The 14,483-nt window shown below is 73.1% G+C and carries 11 protein-coding genes; 7 read left to right on the forward strand and 4 right to left on the reverse strand.

Annotated elements, in window-relative coordinates; genetic code table 11:
• The 4 genes from PH191_RS23440 to PH191_RS23455 all read left to right on the forward strand — a co-directional run bounded on the left by PH191_RS23440 (nucleotide 1) and on the right by PH191_RS23455 (nucleotide 6,295).
• On the forward strand, nucleotides 1-1,719 hold the full coding sequence (locus PH191_RS23440) for a peroxidase family protein (RefSeq protein WP_274197049.1): 1,719 nt from the start codon (nucleotides 1-3) through the stop codon (nucleotides 1,717-1,719).
• Complete coding sequence (locus tag PH191_RS23445; protein ID WP_274197050.1) at nucleotides 1,719-3,647, forward strand: trypsin-like serine peptidase; 1,929 nt, start codon at nucleotides 1,719-1,721, stop codon at nucleotides 3,645-3,647. The genes PH191_RS23440 and PH191_RS23445 overlap by 1 nt, the downstream gene beginning before the upstream one ends.
• Nucleotides 3,648-3,731: 84 nt before the next feature.
• Nucleotides 3,732-5,768: a galactose oxidase-like domain-containing protein gene (locus tag PH191_RS23450; protein WP_274197051.1), complete on the forward strand. Its 2,037-nt coding sequence runs from the start codon at nucleotides 3,732-3,734 to the stop codon at nucleotides 5,766-5,768.
• 71 nt (nucleotides 5,769-5,839) lie between these two features.
• The gene (locus PH191_RS23455) at nucleotides 5,840-6,295 is read left to right on the forward strand and encodes an SRPBCC family protein (protein ID WP_274197052.1); all 456 of its coding nucleotides are present in this window, start codon (nucleotides 5,840-5,842) and stop codon (nucleotides 6,293-6,295) included.
• 12 nt (nucleotides 6,296-6,307) lie between these two features.
• On the opposite strand, the gene PH191_RS23460 is transcribed toward PH191_RS23455, so the two are convergent.
• Entirely contained in the window at nucleotides 6,308-6,625 is a 318-nt protein-coding gene (locus PH191_RS23460; protein ID WP_274192100.1) for an STAS domain-containing protein, read from the reverse strand.
• Nucleotides 6,622-8,223 carry an ATP-binding SpoIIE family protein phosphatase gene (locus PH191_RS23465; protein ID WP_274197053.1) on the reverse strand — a complete coding sequence of 534 codons (1,602 nt, stop codon included), beginning with the start codon at nucleotides 8,221-8,223 and terminating at the stop codon, nucleotides 6,622-6,624. Before PH191_RS23465 ends, PH191_RS23460 begins: the two co-directional genes overlap by 4 nt.
• A gap of 83 nt (nucleotides 8,224-8,306) precedes the next feature.
• Here PH191_RS23465 and PH191_RS23470 point away from each other — a divergent pair, with 83 nt between their 5' ends.
• Nucleotides 8,307-9,158, forward strand: coding sequence for an exodeoxyribonuclease III (locus tag PH191_RS23470; RefSeq protein WP_274197054.1), 852 nt, complete (start codon nucleotides 8,307-8,309; stop codon nucleotides 9,156-9,158).
• A 5-nt stretch (nucleotides 9,159-9,163) separates the two neighbouring features.
• Here the strand turns inward: PH191_RS23470 and PH191_RS23475 are convergent, their stop codons facing one another.
• Complete coding sequence (locus PH191_RS23475; RefSeq protein ID WP_274197055.1) at nucleotides 9,164-10,027, reverse strand: NmrA family NAD(P)-binding protein; 864 nt, start codon at nucleotides 10,025-10,027, stop codon at nucleotides 9,164-9,166.
• A 146-nt stretch (nucleotides 10,028-10,173) separates the two neighbouring features.
• Between PH191_RS23475 and PH191_RS23480 the strand changes: the two genes are divergently transcribed.
• Nucleotides 10,174-11,154 (forward strand): AraC family transcriptional regulator, encoded by a 981-nt coding sequence (locus tag PH191_RS23480; RefSeq protein ID WP_274197056.1) that lies wholly within the window; start codon nucleotides 10,174-10,176, stop codon nucleotides 11,152-11,154.
• A 140-nt stretch (nucleotides 11,155-11,294) separates the two neighbouring features.
• The gene (locus tag PH191_RS23485; RefSeq protein WP_274197057.1) at nucleotides 11,295-11,852 is read left to right on the forward strand and encodes a MarR family transcriptional regulator; all 558 of its coding nucleotides are present in this window, start codon (nucleotides 11,295-11,297) and stop codon (nucleotides 11,850-11,852) included.
• Here the strand turns inward: PH191_RS23485 and PH191_RS23490 are convergent, their stop codons facing one another.
• On the reverse strand, nucleotides 11,853-14,378 hold the full coding sequence (locus PH191_RS23490) for a DEAD/DEAH box helicase (RefSeq protein ID WP_274197058.1): 2,526 nt from the start codon (nucleotides 14,376-14,378) through the stop codon (nucleotides 11,853-11,855).
• Nucleotides 14,379-14,483: the final 105 nt, after the last annotated feature.

Here is a 14,483-nt window from a genome sequence, read left to right on the forward strand (position 1 = left end):
ATGGCCATTCCCGGCAAGGGGACGCGCGTCCTGACGAACCTCAACCACGGCGGGCACGCGCTCTCGGAGGAGCTGTTCCAGGCGACAGCGAACGCGGAGGCGCGGGAGGACATCGCCCGATTGCGGGAGGTGACCCGCAATGCAGCGATCGACACGGCGTCAAAGGACGACACGACGCCGTTCCACTACCTGTTCGTGAATCTCGCGGACCGCTACCCGACCGCGCACCTGCCGAACACGACGCCGGAGGCGGTCGTCGTCGCGCTCAAGGCCCTCGGCTCGGCGATGATCGACCAGGACCCGGTGGACGGAGCCAATGTCAATGCGCCCATCCCGCCGGTGTTCACGTACTGGGGCCAGTTCATCGACCACGACCTGACCGCGAACACGGATCGGGACAAGGACCTGAGCATCGTCGATGCCGTGTTCGATCCCGAGCACCCCGACGACGTCGTCGCCCAGCTCGGCAATCTGCGTCAGCCCGCTCTCAACCTCGACTCGCTCTACGGCGACGGACCCGCCGCCAGCGGGCAATCCGGCGCGGTGCCGTACGTGGACGGGAAGCGGTTCAAGCTCGGCAAGTTGGCGCCGACCACCCCGGGCGGGCCGGTGCGCACCGAGCCCGTCCCCCCGCTCCTCGACACGCGGGACGTGCCCCGGGTCGAGGCCCCGGGAACCGCCGACCTGCCCACCGGGACCGCGCTGATCGGCGATGGGCGCAACGACGAGAACCTCGTGGTCGCCCAGCTGCACGTCGCGTTCCTGCACTTCCACAACAAGGTCGTCGACTGGGTCGAGGCCCACGACCCGCAGCCCGACGCGCCGGCGACCTTCGAGCGTGCCCGCCAGCTCGTCCGCTGGACCTACCAGTGGCTCGTCGTGAACCAGTTCCTTCCCCAGCTGGTCGTGCAGGAGGCGCTGGACGCGGTCGACGCGAACCCGCTGTTCACGGCAACGAGCAGCGGGACCTACATGCCGCTCGAGTTCTCGGTGGCCGCCTTCCGGTTCGGGCACAGCATGGTCCGGGGCGCCTACGACTGGAACCGCAACTTCGGGCGGCTGGCCGGGCAGCAGGACACCCATGCGTCGTTCGACCTGCTCTTCGCGTTCACCGGGAAGGCGAGGCCGATCTTCTTCGGGACCGGCGCCGCCAGCTTGCCCGACAATTGGCCGGCTGAATGGGACCGGCTCGTCGACGACCCGCCTCTCTTCCAGGACCGCCTGGCCCGGAAGATCGATACGCATCTCGCCTTCCCGCTGAACCAGATGGTGAACGAGGGGAACGATCCCCATCTCGCGGAGCGCGTGCGGCGGCTGCTGAAGCGGTTGGCGGTCCGGAACCTCCTGCGGGGCTACAAGCTCGGCATCCCGACCGGCCAGGCGGTAGCCGCCGAGCTCGGGGTCCCTGCGCTCACCAAGGCCCAGCTGAACTCGGGCGCAGGGACGATCCTCGGGGACGCCCTCGCCGACGGCGGCTTCCTCGACGCCACGCCACTGTGGTTCTACATCCTCAAGGAGGCCGAGATCGGCGGTGGCGGCAAGCTCGGTGTGGTGGGCGGCCGGATCGTGGCGGAGACCCTCCGCGGGCAGATTCGCCTCGACCCGGACTCCTTCGAGAACGCCGGGAACGGCTGGACCCCGGATGCCGGGGTGAAGGACGCGAACGGAAACCCCGTCCGCACCATCGCTGATCTCTTCCGCTTCGCCGGCGTCCTCTGATGGCCACCACCCTGCGAGAACAGCAGGAGCTCGCCGCGTCCCGGTACAAGCGCCGGGCACCGGAGAGGGCGGAGACGGAACGCAAGCAGGAGGCGTTGGGCACGCTCGTCGCCGACGACCCCGACCAGATCGAGGCCCGGGCGGAACGGCTCCTCGGGGACGCCGTCGGGTCGCGGGCGGTGCGGCAGGCCGCCCGGCACGAGGGCGTTCTCGAACGGATCATCGCCGAGAACGACCTGCAGCCGAGCCTCTTCCTCGGGCGCGGGACGGCGATCGCCGAGTCCGTCGGCCGGATCTCGCTCGCGGACGGCGGGGCGGGGACCGGCTTCCTCGTCGGCCGACGGCTCCTGCTGACGAACAACCACGTCCTGCCCGACGCCGCCTCCGCGGCCGGGGCGTTCGTGGAGTTCGACTTCGAGCTGGGGCCGGACGGCAGACCGGAGGCGCCGGCCGCCTTCGACCTGGACCCCGGCACGCTGTTCCTCACCGACGCCGAGATCGACGCGAGTCTCGTGGCGGTCGCGCCGGCGAGCGGTGTGGCCGCCGGCGACAAGTACGGGTGGAACAAGCTGCTCAAGCAGCAGGGGAAGATCGTGATCGGCGAGGCCGCGAACGTCATCGGTCATCCCTCGGGGCGCCGGAAGGAGATCGCGGTCCGCAACAACCGGCTCCTCGACCAGCTCCCGGACTTCCTCCACTACGAGGCGGACACCGAGCCGGGCAACTCCGGATCGCCGGTGTTCAACGACCAGTGGGAGGTCGTCGCGCTCCACCACTCCGGCGTACCGCGGACGAACGACGCCGGCCAGTGGCTCACGACCGACGGCGCGGTGTGGGACCGCTCGATGGGCGACGCCGCGGTCGCCTGGGTGGCCAACGAGGGCGCGCGGATCTCGGTGGTGCTCACGCGGCTGCGGGCGCTGGCGCGCACGCCCGCGCAGACGGCGCTCCTCGAGGAGTTCGGCGTCGAGGCGCTGGTCGGCGCGGGGCCGACGGAGGGCGCGCTGCGTACGACGAGGACGGCCCGCGAGATCACCGGCCGCACCGGCATCCGGGCCGTCCCGGAGACGCCACCGCACCTCGTCTTCCTCCACGGTCGATCCCAGCAGGGCCGGGACCCGCTGGTGCTCCGGGCGGAGTGGGCGGGTGGCCTCGCCCGCGGGCTCGGCGCGGTCGGGCGCGCGCCGCTCGACCCGGCGCGCGTCTGGTTCCCCTTCTACGGCGACGTCCTCGCCGAGCTGGCCGGACCGTCCGCGGTCGAGCGCACGGTCATCGAGGACGACGGCGCGCCGGCGGCCGTGCGCGCGGCACCGTCGACCACGTCGGCCCGCGCCACCTACGCCGCGCTGATCGAGGACGCGGCGGGCCTGGCCGGTTTCCGCGCGCAGGCGTCCCGCGAACGGGAAGGCCTCGGCGACCTGGTCGCCGGGCTGCAGCCGGCCCTCTCCTGGCTGGCCGACAAGAGCCGTCTGGACGACCTGTTCATCGCCGTACGGTTCCGCGACGTGGCGCTCTATCTCGAGGACGACGCGACGCGGAACCGCATCCTGAGTACCGTGCTCGAGACGATCCCGGCGTCGGGACCGGTGACGCTGGTGTCCCACAGCCTCGGCACGGTGGTCGCGATGGACCTGCTGACGCGCCTGCCGGCCGGCGTCGAGGTCCGGCTGCTCGTCACCGCGGGCAGCCCGCTGGGCATGGACTCGGTGAACAAGAGGCTCCTGCTCGGCGGACCGCGCCGTCCGGACGTCGGCCGCTGGATCAACGCCTGGTGCCCGGCGGACGCCGTCGCGATCGGCGCACCCCTGGCTCCCGTCTGGGACGGGGTCGAGGATGTGCAGACCGCGAAGACGGGCGAGAGCGCGCACTCGATCGTCGAGTACCTCGCCGACCTCCGGGTGGCGTCCGCGATCGGCGAGGAGGCGTAGCGACCCACGACAGGTACCGACGAACACCGGCACGCCGCCACGGGCCGCCGTGGCGGCGTGCCCTCACCAGGGGGAGATGTCGCCGTGCCCGACGAGACGGAACAGGGTCGCTGGGACCCGGTCTTCGGGCTGCCGGACGTCGCGATCCACGTCACGGTGCTGCCCACCGGGAAGGTCCTCGCCTGGGGGCGCCGGAAGGACCCGCACGGCGGAATGGATCAACAGGGCTGCGCGCCGTTCGTGTGGGACCCGGTGACCGGGACGGCCACGCCCACCGAGGAACCGCGCCGCGGCGACGGCACGACGCCGGTCAACCTGTTCTGCTCCGGCCACACCCTCCTCGCCGACGGACGCCTCCTGGTCGCCGGCGGTCACATCAGGGACGGCGACGGCCTCGACCAGGCCTGTCTCTACGACGCCACGGGCGACTCGTGGACGGCCCTGCCTCCCCTGCGCAGCGGGCGCTGGTATCCGAGCGCCATCACGCTCGCCGACGGGCGGGCGCTCGTCATCTCGGGCAGCCACCAGGACGGTCCGAACCAGCCCGTCGAGCCCGTCCCCGAGATCTGGGACGGGACGTCCTGGCAGCCGACACGGGACTTCATCGGTCTGCCGCTCTACCCACGGATCCACCTGACACCGGACAACCGGATCGCCATGTCCGGCTCGAACCCGTTGACCAAGCTGCTCGACACCACGGGCCCGGGGGAGTGGACGCCGCCCCCCGGACCGGACATCGCCCGCGCGAAGAGCGAACGTCAGTACGGGCCGGCGGTCATGTACTCGCCCGGCCGGATCCTCTATCTGGGCGGCGGCAACGACCTCGGTGACGACCGCCCCACGGCCGACTGCGAGAAGATCGACCTCACGGCACCGTCACCGGCGTGGGAACCGGCGGCGAGCATGGCCTTCCGGCGTCGCCACCACAACGCCACGCTGCTGCCCGACGGGACGGTGCTGGTCACCGGAGGCACGAGTGGCCCCGGCTTCAACGACCTCGTCCCCGGCGCGCCGGTGCACAGCGCCGAGCTGTGGGACCCGGGGACGGACACCTGGACGACGCTCGCGGCGGAGGACGTCGACCGCTGCTACCACTCGACGGCGATCCTCCTGCCCGACGCGACCGTGCTCAGCGCGGGTGGCGGAGAGTTCGTCATCGGCGTCCAGCCCAACGATCCGGCGGACACCCACCGCGACGCGCAGATCTTCCACCCGCCCTACCTCTTCCGCGGTCCGCGCCCGGCCATCGACGCCGCTCCCGACGACCTCACCCCCGGGCAGACGTTCACCCTCACCACGACCGGAGCGCCGACCGACACCGTGACCCTCCTGCGGCTCGGGTCGACGACGCACACCCTCGACGCCGACCAGCGGTTCCTCCGGCTCACGTCGTCCGGCACCGGGCAGGAGCGCGTTGTCACGGTGCCCGAGAACCCTGCCGAGTGCCCCCCGGGCCACTACATGCTCTTCGCGCTCAGCGCCGACGGGGTCCCCTCGACGGCCCGCATCGTCCGGGTCGGCGTGGTCACGCCCACCGAGGCGCCGACGGAGGACCGGCGTGAGAGGTCGCCGGCAGGACGGCGCGCCCCGCGGGCCGAGAGCGCCGGGACCGGCACCGTCGTGACGATCGGGCTCACGGCGCAGTGCCCCTACGGTCTCGGCCCGTGCTGGGGCGGCGCGTACTCCGCCCTGAGCCACCTGGAGGACGTCGTCCACGTCGATCCCGTGCCGAACCAGACCGACCAGACCGCGCAGGTGTCGCTGGCCCATCAGGGCCTACCCGACCTCTCCCAGTGGCCGGAGCAGTTCGCGAGCTGGGCGAACGCGAGCTACGTCGTACGGGGCGTCGAGGTGTCGATGACGGGCACGCTCGTCGCGACCACACACCTCGGCGTCCCGGCTCTCGACCAGCCGCTGCCGCTCCGACCGATGGTCCGCGGGAGCCAGCTGGCGTGGGATCTGCGTCGCCGACGGAGACGTCCCCTGACACCCGACGAGCGAGGGGCCTACGAGCGACTCGTCGCCGAGCGCCCCCGCGGTGAGGTCACGGTCACCGGCCCCCTGCGCCTCGTGCGAGGCCGCCCGGTCCTCTCGGTGCGCGTCGTCGACGCCGGGTCGTGAGGCCGGGCGGCAGCGGGGCGATCGTCCGACTACGGTGCGACCGTCCCGCTGCCGCCGTCTGGAGGAACCCCATGGCCGACGACGTCGTCGTCACCCGCACCGTCGATGCGCCGCCCGAGCGGGTGTGGGAGCTCGTCGGGGACCCGGCGCGGATCGGGGACATCTCGCCGGAGTGCCACCGCGTCGACTGGGTCGGCGGCGCCACCGGGCCCGAGCCGGGTGCGCGGTTCAAGGGCCACAACCGCAAGGGGCTGCTCCGCTGGTCGACCGACGGCACCGTCGTCGAGTACGACCCGCAGCGGGCGATCAGCTGGGACGTCTCGCTGCTCGGGCAGCCGGTGGCCCGCTGGGGCTTCCGGCTCGTCCCCGAGGGCGGTCGGACGCGCATCGAGCAGTACTGGCAGGACCGTCGCAGCCCGATCGCCAACGTCGTCGGCCGTGCCCGCGCCTGGGACGTGCCGGGGGCGAACCGCCGCGGCATGGAGCGGACGCTCGACACGGTCCGTCGCTCGGTCGAGAAGGGCTGAGCGGGGAGCGGCTCAACCGTCGAGCGCCGCCACGCCCTCGAAGCCCGAGAGCTGGAGCACCCGCCGGGTCAGCGAGCCCGGCGGGGCCAGCACGGTCATCTCGATCTGCAGCACCTCGAGCCGGGCACCCAGGGCGAACAGCACCCGCAGGCCGGCGCTGTCGAGGTAGGCGAGGTCGGCCAGGTCGAGCGTGACCGCCGAGGTCTCGTTGGTGATGGCCGCGGTCAGCTGCTCCTCGACCTCCAGCGCGTTCTCGAGGTCGATCTCGCCGCCCATGACGATGCGGACGGCCGAGCCCTCCGGGTGGACGACGACGGACGCGGCGGTCATCGGCTGCTCCCCGTGAGGTGACGTCGGAAGACGACGGTGGTGCCGCCGGGCCCGGGGGTCACGTCCATGTCGTCGCTGCACTGGCGGATCAGCGCGGTGCCCCGCCCGCGTTCCTGCCCGCGTGCCGGGCGCCATCGCCCGTTGTCGCGCACCGTCCCCACGACCGTCGCCCCCTCCAGCTCCATCTGCACGACCAGGGTCCCGCCGGCGGGCCCGTACGCGTGCTCCACGACGTTCGAGCACGCCTCACCGGTGGCGACGAGGATGTCGGCCGCGTCCTCGGGGGACGCCCCGGCGGCCGCGAGCCACCGGCGGACCGAGGAGCGGACGTCGGACAGGGTGCGCGTCACCGCCGGCACGACGATGCTCAGCGGCACCACCGACGGTGTGCCGAGACGGTGGGCGACGAGCATCGCCACGTCGTCGCCGACCGGGGTGGCGCCGATCATGCGGTGCAGCACCCCGCCGCACACCGACTCGGCCTCCTCGGCCCGCACGACCTCGCACAACGCGTCGAGGCCGGCGTCCAGCGGGCTCCCGCGCCGTTCGACGAGACCGTCGGTGTAGAGGAAGAGCAGCCCGTGGTCCGGGAGATCGATCGTCGTGGTGCGGCGCGGGGGGCCGACGGACACCCCGACGGGCAGGTCGATCGGCAGGTTGAGCAGCGCCGCGCGCTCGCCGGGCTGCGCGATGATCGGCGGCAGGTGGCCGGCGCTCGACAGGGACACGCGCTCCAGCGACGGCTCGAAGATCGCGTAGAGGACCGTCGCCATGACGTTCTCCTCGAAGTGCTGCACGTTGCCGTCCAGGCGCTCGAGGACCTCCGCGGGGTCGTCCTCCTCCAGGGCGAACGCACGCAGGGCGCTGCGCAGGCGACCCATGATCACGGCGGCCTGCAGCCCACGCCCGACCACGTCCCCGATGACGACGCCGAGGCGCCCGGACGGCAGGGAGAAGACGTCGTACCAGTCGCCGCCGAGACCGCCCGCGTCGCCGGGGATGTACCGCGCCGCGAACTCGATGCCGGTGACCCGCGGCAGCGCGCCGGGCATGAGGCTGCGCTGGAGGGCCGACGCCGCCGCGCGGTCGAGATCGGACAGGCGGGTGCGCGTGACCAGGGCGATCCGGTCGGCGGCGGTCTGCAGCAGGTCCGCGTCGTCCATCGTGAAGCGCCTCGGTGTGAGGGTGCCGACGTGCAGGACACCCAGGACCTCGCCCTGGGCCACCAGGGGCACGCCGAGCAGCGAGCGGATGTCCTTCTCCCGCAGGATCGGGTTGAGGACGTTCGAGTGGTCGACCTCGTCGATGATCACGGGCCGGCGCTCGGCGGCGATGCGCCCCGCGAACCCCTTCCCGACGGGGATGCGGACGCCCTGGCGGACCTCCTCCTCGATCCCGCGCGCGGCGGTGGCGACCAGGTAGGTCGAGGAAGGGTCCAGCAGGAGGACCGCCGAGGTGTCGGCGTCGAGCAGGGCACGCACCCGGTCCAGGAGCTCGTCGAGGAGATCCGCGACGTCCAGGTGGGCGAGCGTGGTGTCGGTGATCTGCTCGATCCGCCGCAGCCGGTCCTCGTTCGTCACGGGGGTGGTCGCGGCCATGCGGGAACGCTAGTACCCCGTCCGATCGCACGGAACGCACACCGTCCGGGTTCCCCCGCTCGCCGTCGGGGGTCCCGGCTAGCGTGGCGGGCGTGCGACTGGCCACCTGGAACGTGAACTCCGCCAAGGCCCGGGAGCCCCGGCTGCTGGGCTGGCTCGACGAGCGAGCGCCCGACGTGGTCTGCCTCCAGGAGACCAAGCTGTCGGACGAGGCGTTCGCCGAGAGCTTCGCCGCCCCGCTCGCCGAGCGCGGTTACGCCGTGGCCCACCACGGGGAGGGCCGCTGGAACGGCGTGGCCCTGCTGTCCCGCGTGGGTCTCGACGACGTCGTGGAGGGCCTGCCCGGCGCCCCCGGCTACCCCCACCAGGAGGCCCGCGCGGTCTCCGCCACCTGCAGCGGGCTGCGGGTCACCTCGGTCTACGTGCCCAACGGGCGTGACCCGGACGACCCGCACTACCTCTACAAGCTCGAGTGGCTCGCGGCCCTGCGCGACCTCGTCGAGGCCGGCGACCCCGACGCGACGGTGGTGGCGGGCGATTTCAACATCGCTCCCACCGACGAGGACATCTACTCCGTCGAGGCGTTCGCCGGGTCCACCCACGTCACCCCGCCCGAGCGCGAGGCGCTGGCGACGCTGATGAAGACCGGCCTGCACGACGTGATCCGCGAGCGCTGGCCCAACGACCGCGCGTTCAGCTACTGGGACTACCGCGGCGGCGCCTTCCACCAGGACCGCGGCATGCGGATCGACCTCGTGCTGGCGGGCGGCCCGGTCGCCGGGCGCCGGGCCGCCGCCTGGGTGGACCGCAAGGCCCGCAAGGGCACCGGTCCGTCCGACCACGCGCCGGTGATCGTCGACCTCGACGAGGCACCGAACGGCGACCTCGGACCGGTCGTCCCGCCGCCGTCGCTGGGGCGCACCCGCAAGAAGTAGGCCGGTCACGCCACCGGGACGACGCGGCGGGCCCACTCCTCGATCGTCGTGGGGGTCTCCACCACACCGACCCCGTGGCGCCGCACGACGCCGCGGTTGAACGCCGCGTTCATCGCGAGGTTCTCCTCGGTGAGGTCCGCGGGCAGTCCCGCCTCGACGAGCACCGCGCGCATGACGTCCTCGGGCGGGCACTCGTAGCGCAGGCCGGGCCGGCCGATCGCCGCGCCGAGCCGCGCGACGGCGTCGGGCACGGTGAGCTCCTCGGGTCCGGGCAGCTCACGCACGCCGGCGGCGTCCGGGTCGCGCAGCAACGCCGCGGCGGCGTCGCCGATGTCGGCGGTGGCCACCATCGGCAGCGCGACGTCCGGGTTGATCGTGTCGTGGTGCACGCCCGTCGCGAGCATCGACGCCAGCGCCGGCAGGAACGACTCGAAGAACAGGCCGGGCCGCAGGAGCACCACGGAGGCGTCGAGCGCGGCGAGCCGCTGCTCCTGCTCGTGGAGGGTCTCGAGGAAGCCGGTCCCCGAGGAGAGCTCGGCGCCGAGCGCGCTCAGCCCCACCACGTGGGGGACGCCGGCGTCGGCCAGCGCGCCCGCGATCGCGGTGCCCACCTGCTCCTGCTGGGCGCGGTAGCCCGGCGCGGCGAGGTCGAGGGGCATGAGGACGTAGGCGGCGTCCGCGCCGCGCAGGGCCTGCGTGATCGCGGCCCGGTCGGTGATGTCCGCGACGTGCGGCTCGGCGCCGTGCGCGGTGGCGTCGGCGAGACGGCCGGCGTCGCGCCCGACGGCCCGCACCGCCACCCCGCTCTCGCGCAGGCGGCGCACGACGCGTCCGCCGGTGTTCCCGCTGGCTCCCAGGACAGTGATCATGATGGCTTCTCCTCCGTGCTCGGTGATCCGGTGCGTCCAACACTGGGCCGGTCCTGCCGGACGAACCATCGCCGTGGCGCCGGTTCTCCTGCTCGATCGTCCGATCTCGTGGACGATGCGCTCCGCGATGCCGGAGGCTGGGCACCGTGACCGTCGTCGACCATCCGCCCTGGACCCCGTCCGACGCCGTGGGCGCGGCGCTGCACGTCCTGCGGATGAGCGGGACCTTCTACTGCTCGTCCGACCTGCGCGGGCCCTGGGGGCTGCGGCTGCCCGAGACGCCGGGCTGCCTGTGGTTCCACGTCGTGACCTCGGGGACCGCGACGATCGTCGTCGGCGACAAGGTGGTGACGCTGTCGCCGTCGGACGTCGTGCTCCTGCCGCGCGGTGAGGGGCATGAACTGCGCTCGACCGACCCGCCGCCCCGCTCGCCCGCGCCGAACGTCCTGACGCTGCCGCACACCTGGTACGGCGAGCGCTACGCGACGATCAGCTACGGCGGCGACGGCGCGCCGACCACCATGATCTGCGGCGCCGTCCGGCTCGAGCACCCGATGGCCGAGCGGCTCGTCGCGCTGATGCCGGACATCGTCCACGTGCCGGTCTCGCCGCTCACCGCGCGCCTGCACGACACGCTGCGGCTGATCGCGCTCGAGGTGGAGGAGACCCGGCCCGGCGGCGAGGCCGTGATCACCCGCCTCGCCGACGTCCTCGTCGTGCAGATGCTGCGGGCCTGGCTGTCGCACGACCCGTCCGCGCGCACGGGCTGGCTCGGCGCGCTCGCCGACCCCGACATCGGCCGCGCGCTCGCCCTCGTCCACGCCGACCCCGCCCACGAGTGGACCGTCGCCGGCCTCGCCCGCGAGCTCGCCCTGTCCCGGTCGACCTTCGCCGCCCGGTTCACCGCGCTGGTCGGCGAGCCGGTCATGGCGTACGTGACGCGCTGGCGGATGCTCGTCGCCCACGACCGGCTCCGGGCCGGCGACACCACCGTCGCCGCCGTCGCCGGCGCGATGGGCTACCGCTCCGAGGCCGCGTTCAGCCGAGCCTTCCGCCGCGTCGTCGGCACCTCGCCGGGCTCGGTGCGTCCGCGGGCCCGCGACGAGGTGGAGCTCCTCGGGGCCTGACCCCAAACTCGGAGACCGTGTCCTGGGGACACGGTTCGACGTCGTCGTCACCGAACCCGGCGACACCGTGTCCTGAGGACACGGTTCGTCTTCGTCGGAACCGACCCCGGAGCGACGGCGGGTCGGCGACGCTGGACGGCGTGGGTCGGGCGGCCGAGGAGGAGGACGCGACGGACGAGCTCGTCACGCTGCTCCTCGACGACCTCGGTCCGGCCCTGCAGTGGTACCGCGACGAGGTGGCCCGGACCCTGGGGCTGTCGCCGGGCGAGGTGCTGTGCCTCGAGGTGTGCCGGCGGCACGGCTCGATGAGCAGCGGGCGCCTCGGCGAGCGCCTGGGCCTCACACGCAGTGCAGTCGCCAAGATGCTGCGCCGGCTCGAGGAGGCCGGGCACGTCGCCCGGTTGTCCTCGCCGGACCACGAGCAGGAGATCGAGGTGGAGGTCCGGCCGCACCCGGCCCGCGACGCCGTCCTCGACGCGCAGCGCCGGGCGTTGCGGCGCTCCCTGCGCGAGATGGTGGGGAACCAGGCGCTGCACGGCCGGAAGCACGCGGTCGCCGCGACGGCCGTCGCCGGGCTCGCGACCGTCGTCTTCGGGCGCGCTCGGGCGATGGCCGACGCGACCATCGAGCGTCGGCTGCTCGCCGACCGTCGCCGGGCCCGCGAGGCCGGGAGCCCGACGCCGTGGTGGGCCCGCTGACTACACCGTCGACATCGGCCCCACGGCCGTGACGTGCACGGCGGCCGCGCCGAGCTCGTCGGAGGCGTCGAGGTCGACCTCGGCGGTGATCGCCCAGTCGTGGTCGCCCTCGGGGTCGTCGAGGACCTGGCGCACGTGCCAGGTGCGCCCCTGCACGGTGACGCGGTAGAACGCCGGGCCGCGTGCGTCGGGGCCGGAGCCGAGGGTCGGGTACTCGGCGAAGTAGGCCTCCATCGCATCGGCCCACCGGTCGAGGGAGGGACCGTCGTCCTCGAGCGCCGCCAGGTCGGCGGGGGAGCGCCGGGCGAAGAGCTCCACGCGTCGGAACATCTCGTTGCGGACGAGGACGCGGAACGCGCGCTCGTTGCGGGTCACCGGCGGCGGGCCCTGGTCGACGGGGCGCGCGTCGTCGCCGGCGGCGTCGAGCTCACTCGGGTTGGCCAGGTTCTCCCACTCGTCGAGCAGCGACGAGTCGGTCTGGCGCACGAGCTCGCCGAGCCAGGCCACGAGGTCGTCGATGTCCTCGGTGCGAGCGGCCTCGGGGATCGTCTGGCGCAGCGCGCGGTAGGCGTCGGTGAGGTAGCGCAGGACGAGACCCTCGGACCGGGCGATCTTGTAGTACGAGACGTACTCGGTGAAGTTCATGGCGCGCTCGTAGAGGTCGCGCACCACCGACTTCGGCGAGAGCTCGTGGTCGGCGACCCAGGGGTGGCCCGTGCGGTAGGACTCGTAGGCGGCACCGAGGAGCTCGGCCAGCGGCTTGGGCCAGGTGACGTCCTCGAGGAGCTCCATGCGCTCCTCGTACTCGATGCCCTCGGCCTTCATCGCCTGCACGGCCTCGCCCCGGGCGGAGTTCTCCTGGGCGCGGAGGATCTGCTTCGGGTCGTCGAGGGTCGACTCGACCACCGAGACCATGTCGAGCGCGTAGGTCGGCGACTCCCGGTCGAGCAGGTCGAACGCGGCGAGCGCGAACGGCGAGAGCGGCTGGTTGAGCGCGAAGTCGACCTGGAGGTCGTCGACGAGCCGCACGGTCCGCCCGGACGCGTCGGGCTCGGGCAGGCGCTCCACGACGTCGGCCTCGAGCAGTCCGCGGAACAGCGCGATCGCCCGCAGGATCAGGCGGCGCTGGGTGGGGCGGTCGGCGTGGTTGTCCTCCAGCAGGTGGCGCATCGCGGCGAAGAAGTCCCCGGGCCGGGAGGCGACCTGCAGGAGCATCGCCGTCGACACCCGGAACTGGCTGGTCAGCGCCTCGGGCTGCGCCTCGATGAGCTTCTCGAGGGTCTTCTCCGACCACGAGACGAACCCCTCGGGCGGCTTCACCCGCACGACGCGCCGCTGCTTCTTGACGTCGTCGCCGGCCTTCGCGAGCCGCTTGGCGTTCTCCACCTCGTGCTCGGGGGCCTGGACGACGACGTAGCCGGCGACGTCGTGCCCCGCCCGTCCCGCGCGCCCGGCCACCTGGTGGAACTCGCGGGCCCGTAGGTGGCGCACCCGCTGGCCGTCGAACTTGGTCAGCGCGGTGAAGAGCACGGTGCGGATCGGGACGTTGATCCCGACGCCGAGGGTGTCGGTGCCGCAGATGAGCTTGAGCAGCCCGGCCTGGGCGAGCGTCTCCACGAGGCGCCGGTACTTCGGCAGCATCCCGGCGTGGTGCACGCCGATGCCGTGGCGCACCAGCCGCGAGAGCGTCTTGCCGAACCCGGCGGTGAAGCGGAACGCGCCGATGAGCTCGGCGATCCGCTCTTTCTCGGCCTTCGAGGAGACGTTGAGGCTCATCAGGGCCTGCGCCTGCTCGATCGCCGCGGCCTGGGTGGTGTGCACGACGTAGACCGGCGCCTGCTGCCCGGCGAGGAGCTCGGTGATCGTCTCGTGCAGCGGCGTGCGCGCGTAGCGGAAGGACAGCGGGACGGGACGTTCGGTGTGCGCCACGACCGCGGTCTCGCGCCCCGTGCGCCGCGTCAGGTCCTCGGCGAAGAACGAGACGTCGCCGAGCGTCGCCGACATCAGCAGGAACTGCGCCTGCGGCAGCTCGAGGATCGGGACCTGCCAGGCCCAGCCGCGCTCCGGGTCCGCGTAGTAGTGGAACTCGTCCATGACGACCTGGCCGACCTCGGCGCCGGGTCCCTCGCGCAGCGCCCAGTTCGCCAGCACCTCGGCGGTGCAGCAGATGACCGGCGCCTCCGGGTTCACGGCTGCGTCGCCGGTGAGCATCCCGACGTTGGCGTAGCCGAGCTGGGCGCCGAGGGCGAAGAACTTCTCCGAGACCAGCGCCTTGATCGGCGCCGTGTAGACGCTGCGCTCGCCACGGGACATCGCGGTGACGTGGGCGCCGAGCGCCACCAGCGACTTCCCCGAACCGGTGGGCGTGGAGAGGATCACGTTCGATCCCGAGACCAGCTCGATCAGCGCCTCGGACTGGGCCGGGTAGAGGTCGAGCCCGCGCTCGGAGGCCCAGCCCGCGAACCCCTCGTAGAGATCGTCGGGATCCGCGCCGGGGGCGGGCAGGAGCGCCGTCGAGGTGGTCACCGGTCCATTGTCCGCGATCGCACCCCCACTCGGCGGACGGTGGCCGGGTTACGATCCGTCACCGCGGGATGGCGACCAGGGGGCCGGCCGTGGGGCGAGGAGGAA

The organism is Actinomycetospora callitridis, assembly GCF_028737265.1.
Lineage (GTDB): Bacteria > Actinomycetota > Actinomycetes > Mycobacteriales > Pseudonocardiaceae > Actinomycetospora > Actinomycetospora callitridis.

Bases quoted from the DNA above. Each gene is read 5' to 3' on its own strand.
- PH191_RS23440 (WP_274197049.1), top strand. From the start codon at position 1: ATGGCCATTCCCGGCAAGGGGACGCGCGTCCTGACGAACCTCAACCAC.
- PH191_RS23445 (WP_274197050.1), top strand. From the start codon at position 1,719: ATGGCCACCACCCTGCGAGAACAGCAGGAGCTCGCCGCGTCCCGGTAC.
- PH191_RS23455 (WP_274197052.1), top strand. From the start codon at position 5,840: ATGGCCGACGACGTCGTCGTCACCCGCACCGTCGATGCGCCGCCCGAG.
- PH191_RS23460 (WP_274192100.1), bottom strand. From the start codon at position 6,625: ATGACCGCCGCGTCCGTCGTCGTCCACCCGGAGGGCTCGGCCGTCCGC.
- PH191_RS23465 (WP_274197053.1), bottom strand. From the start codon at position 8,223: ATGGCCGCGACCACCCCCGTGACGAACGAGGACCGGCTGCGGCGGATC.
- PH191_RS23475 (WP_274197055.1), bottom strand. From the start codon at position 10,027: ATGATCACTGTCCTGGGAGCCAGCGGGAACACCGGCGGACGCGTCGTG.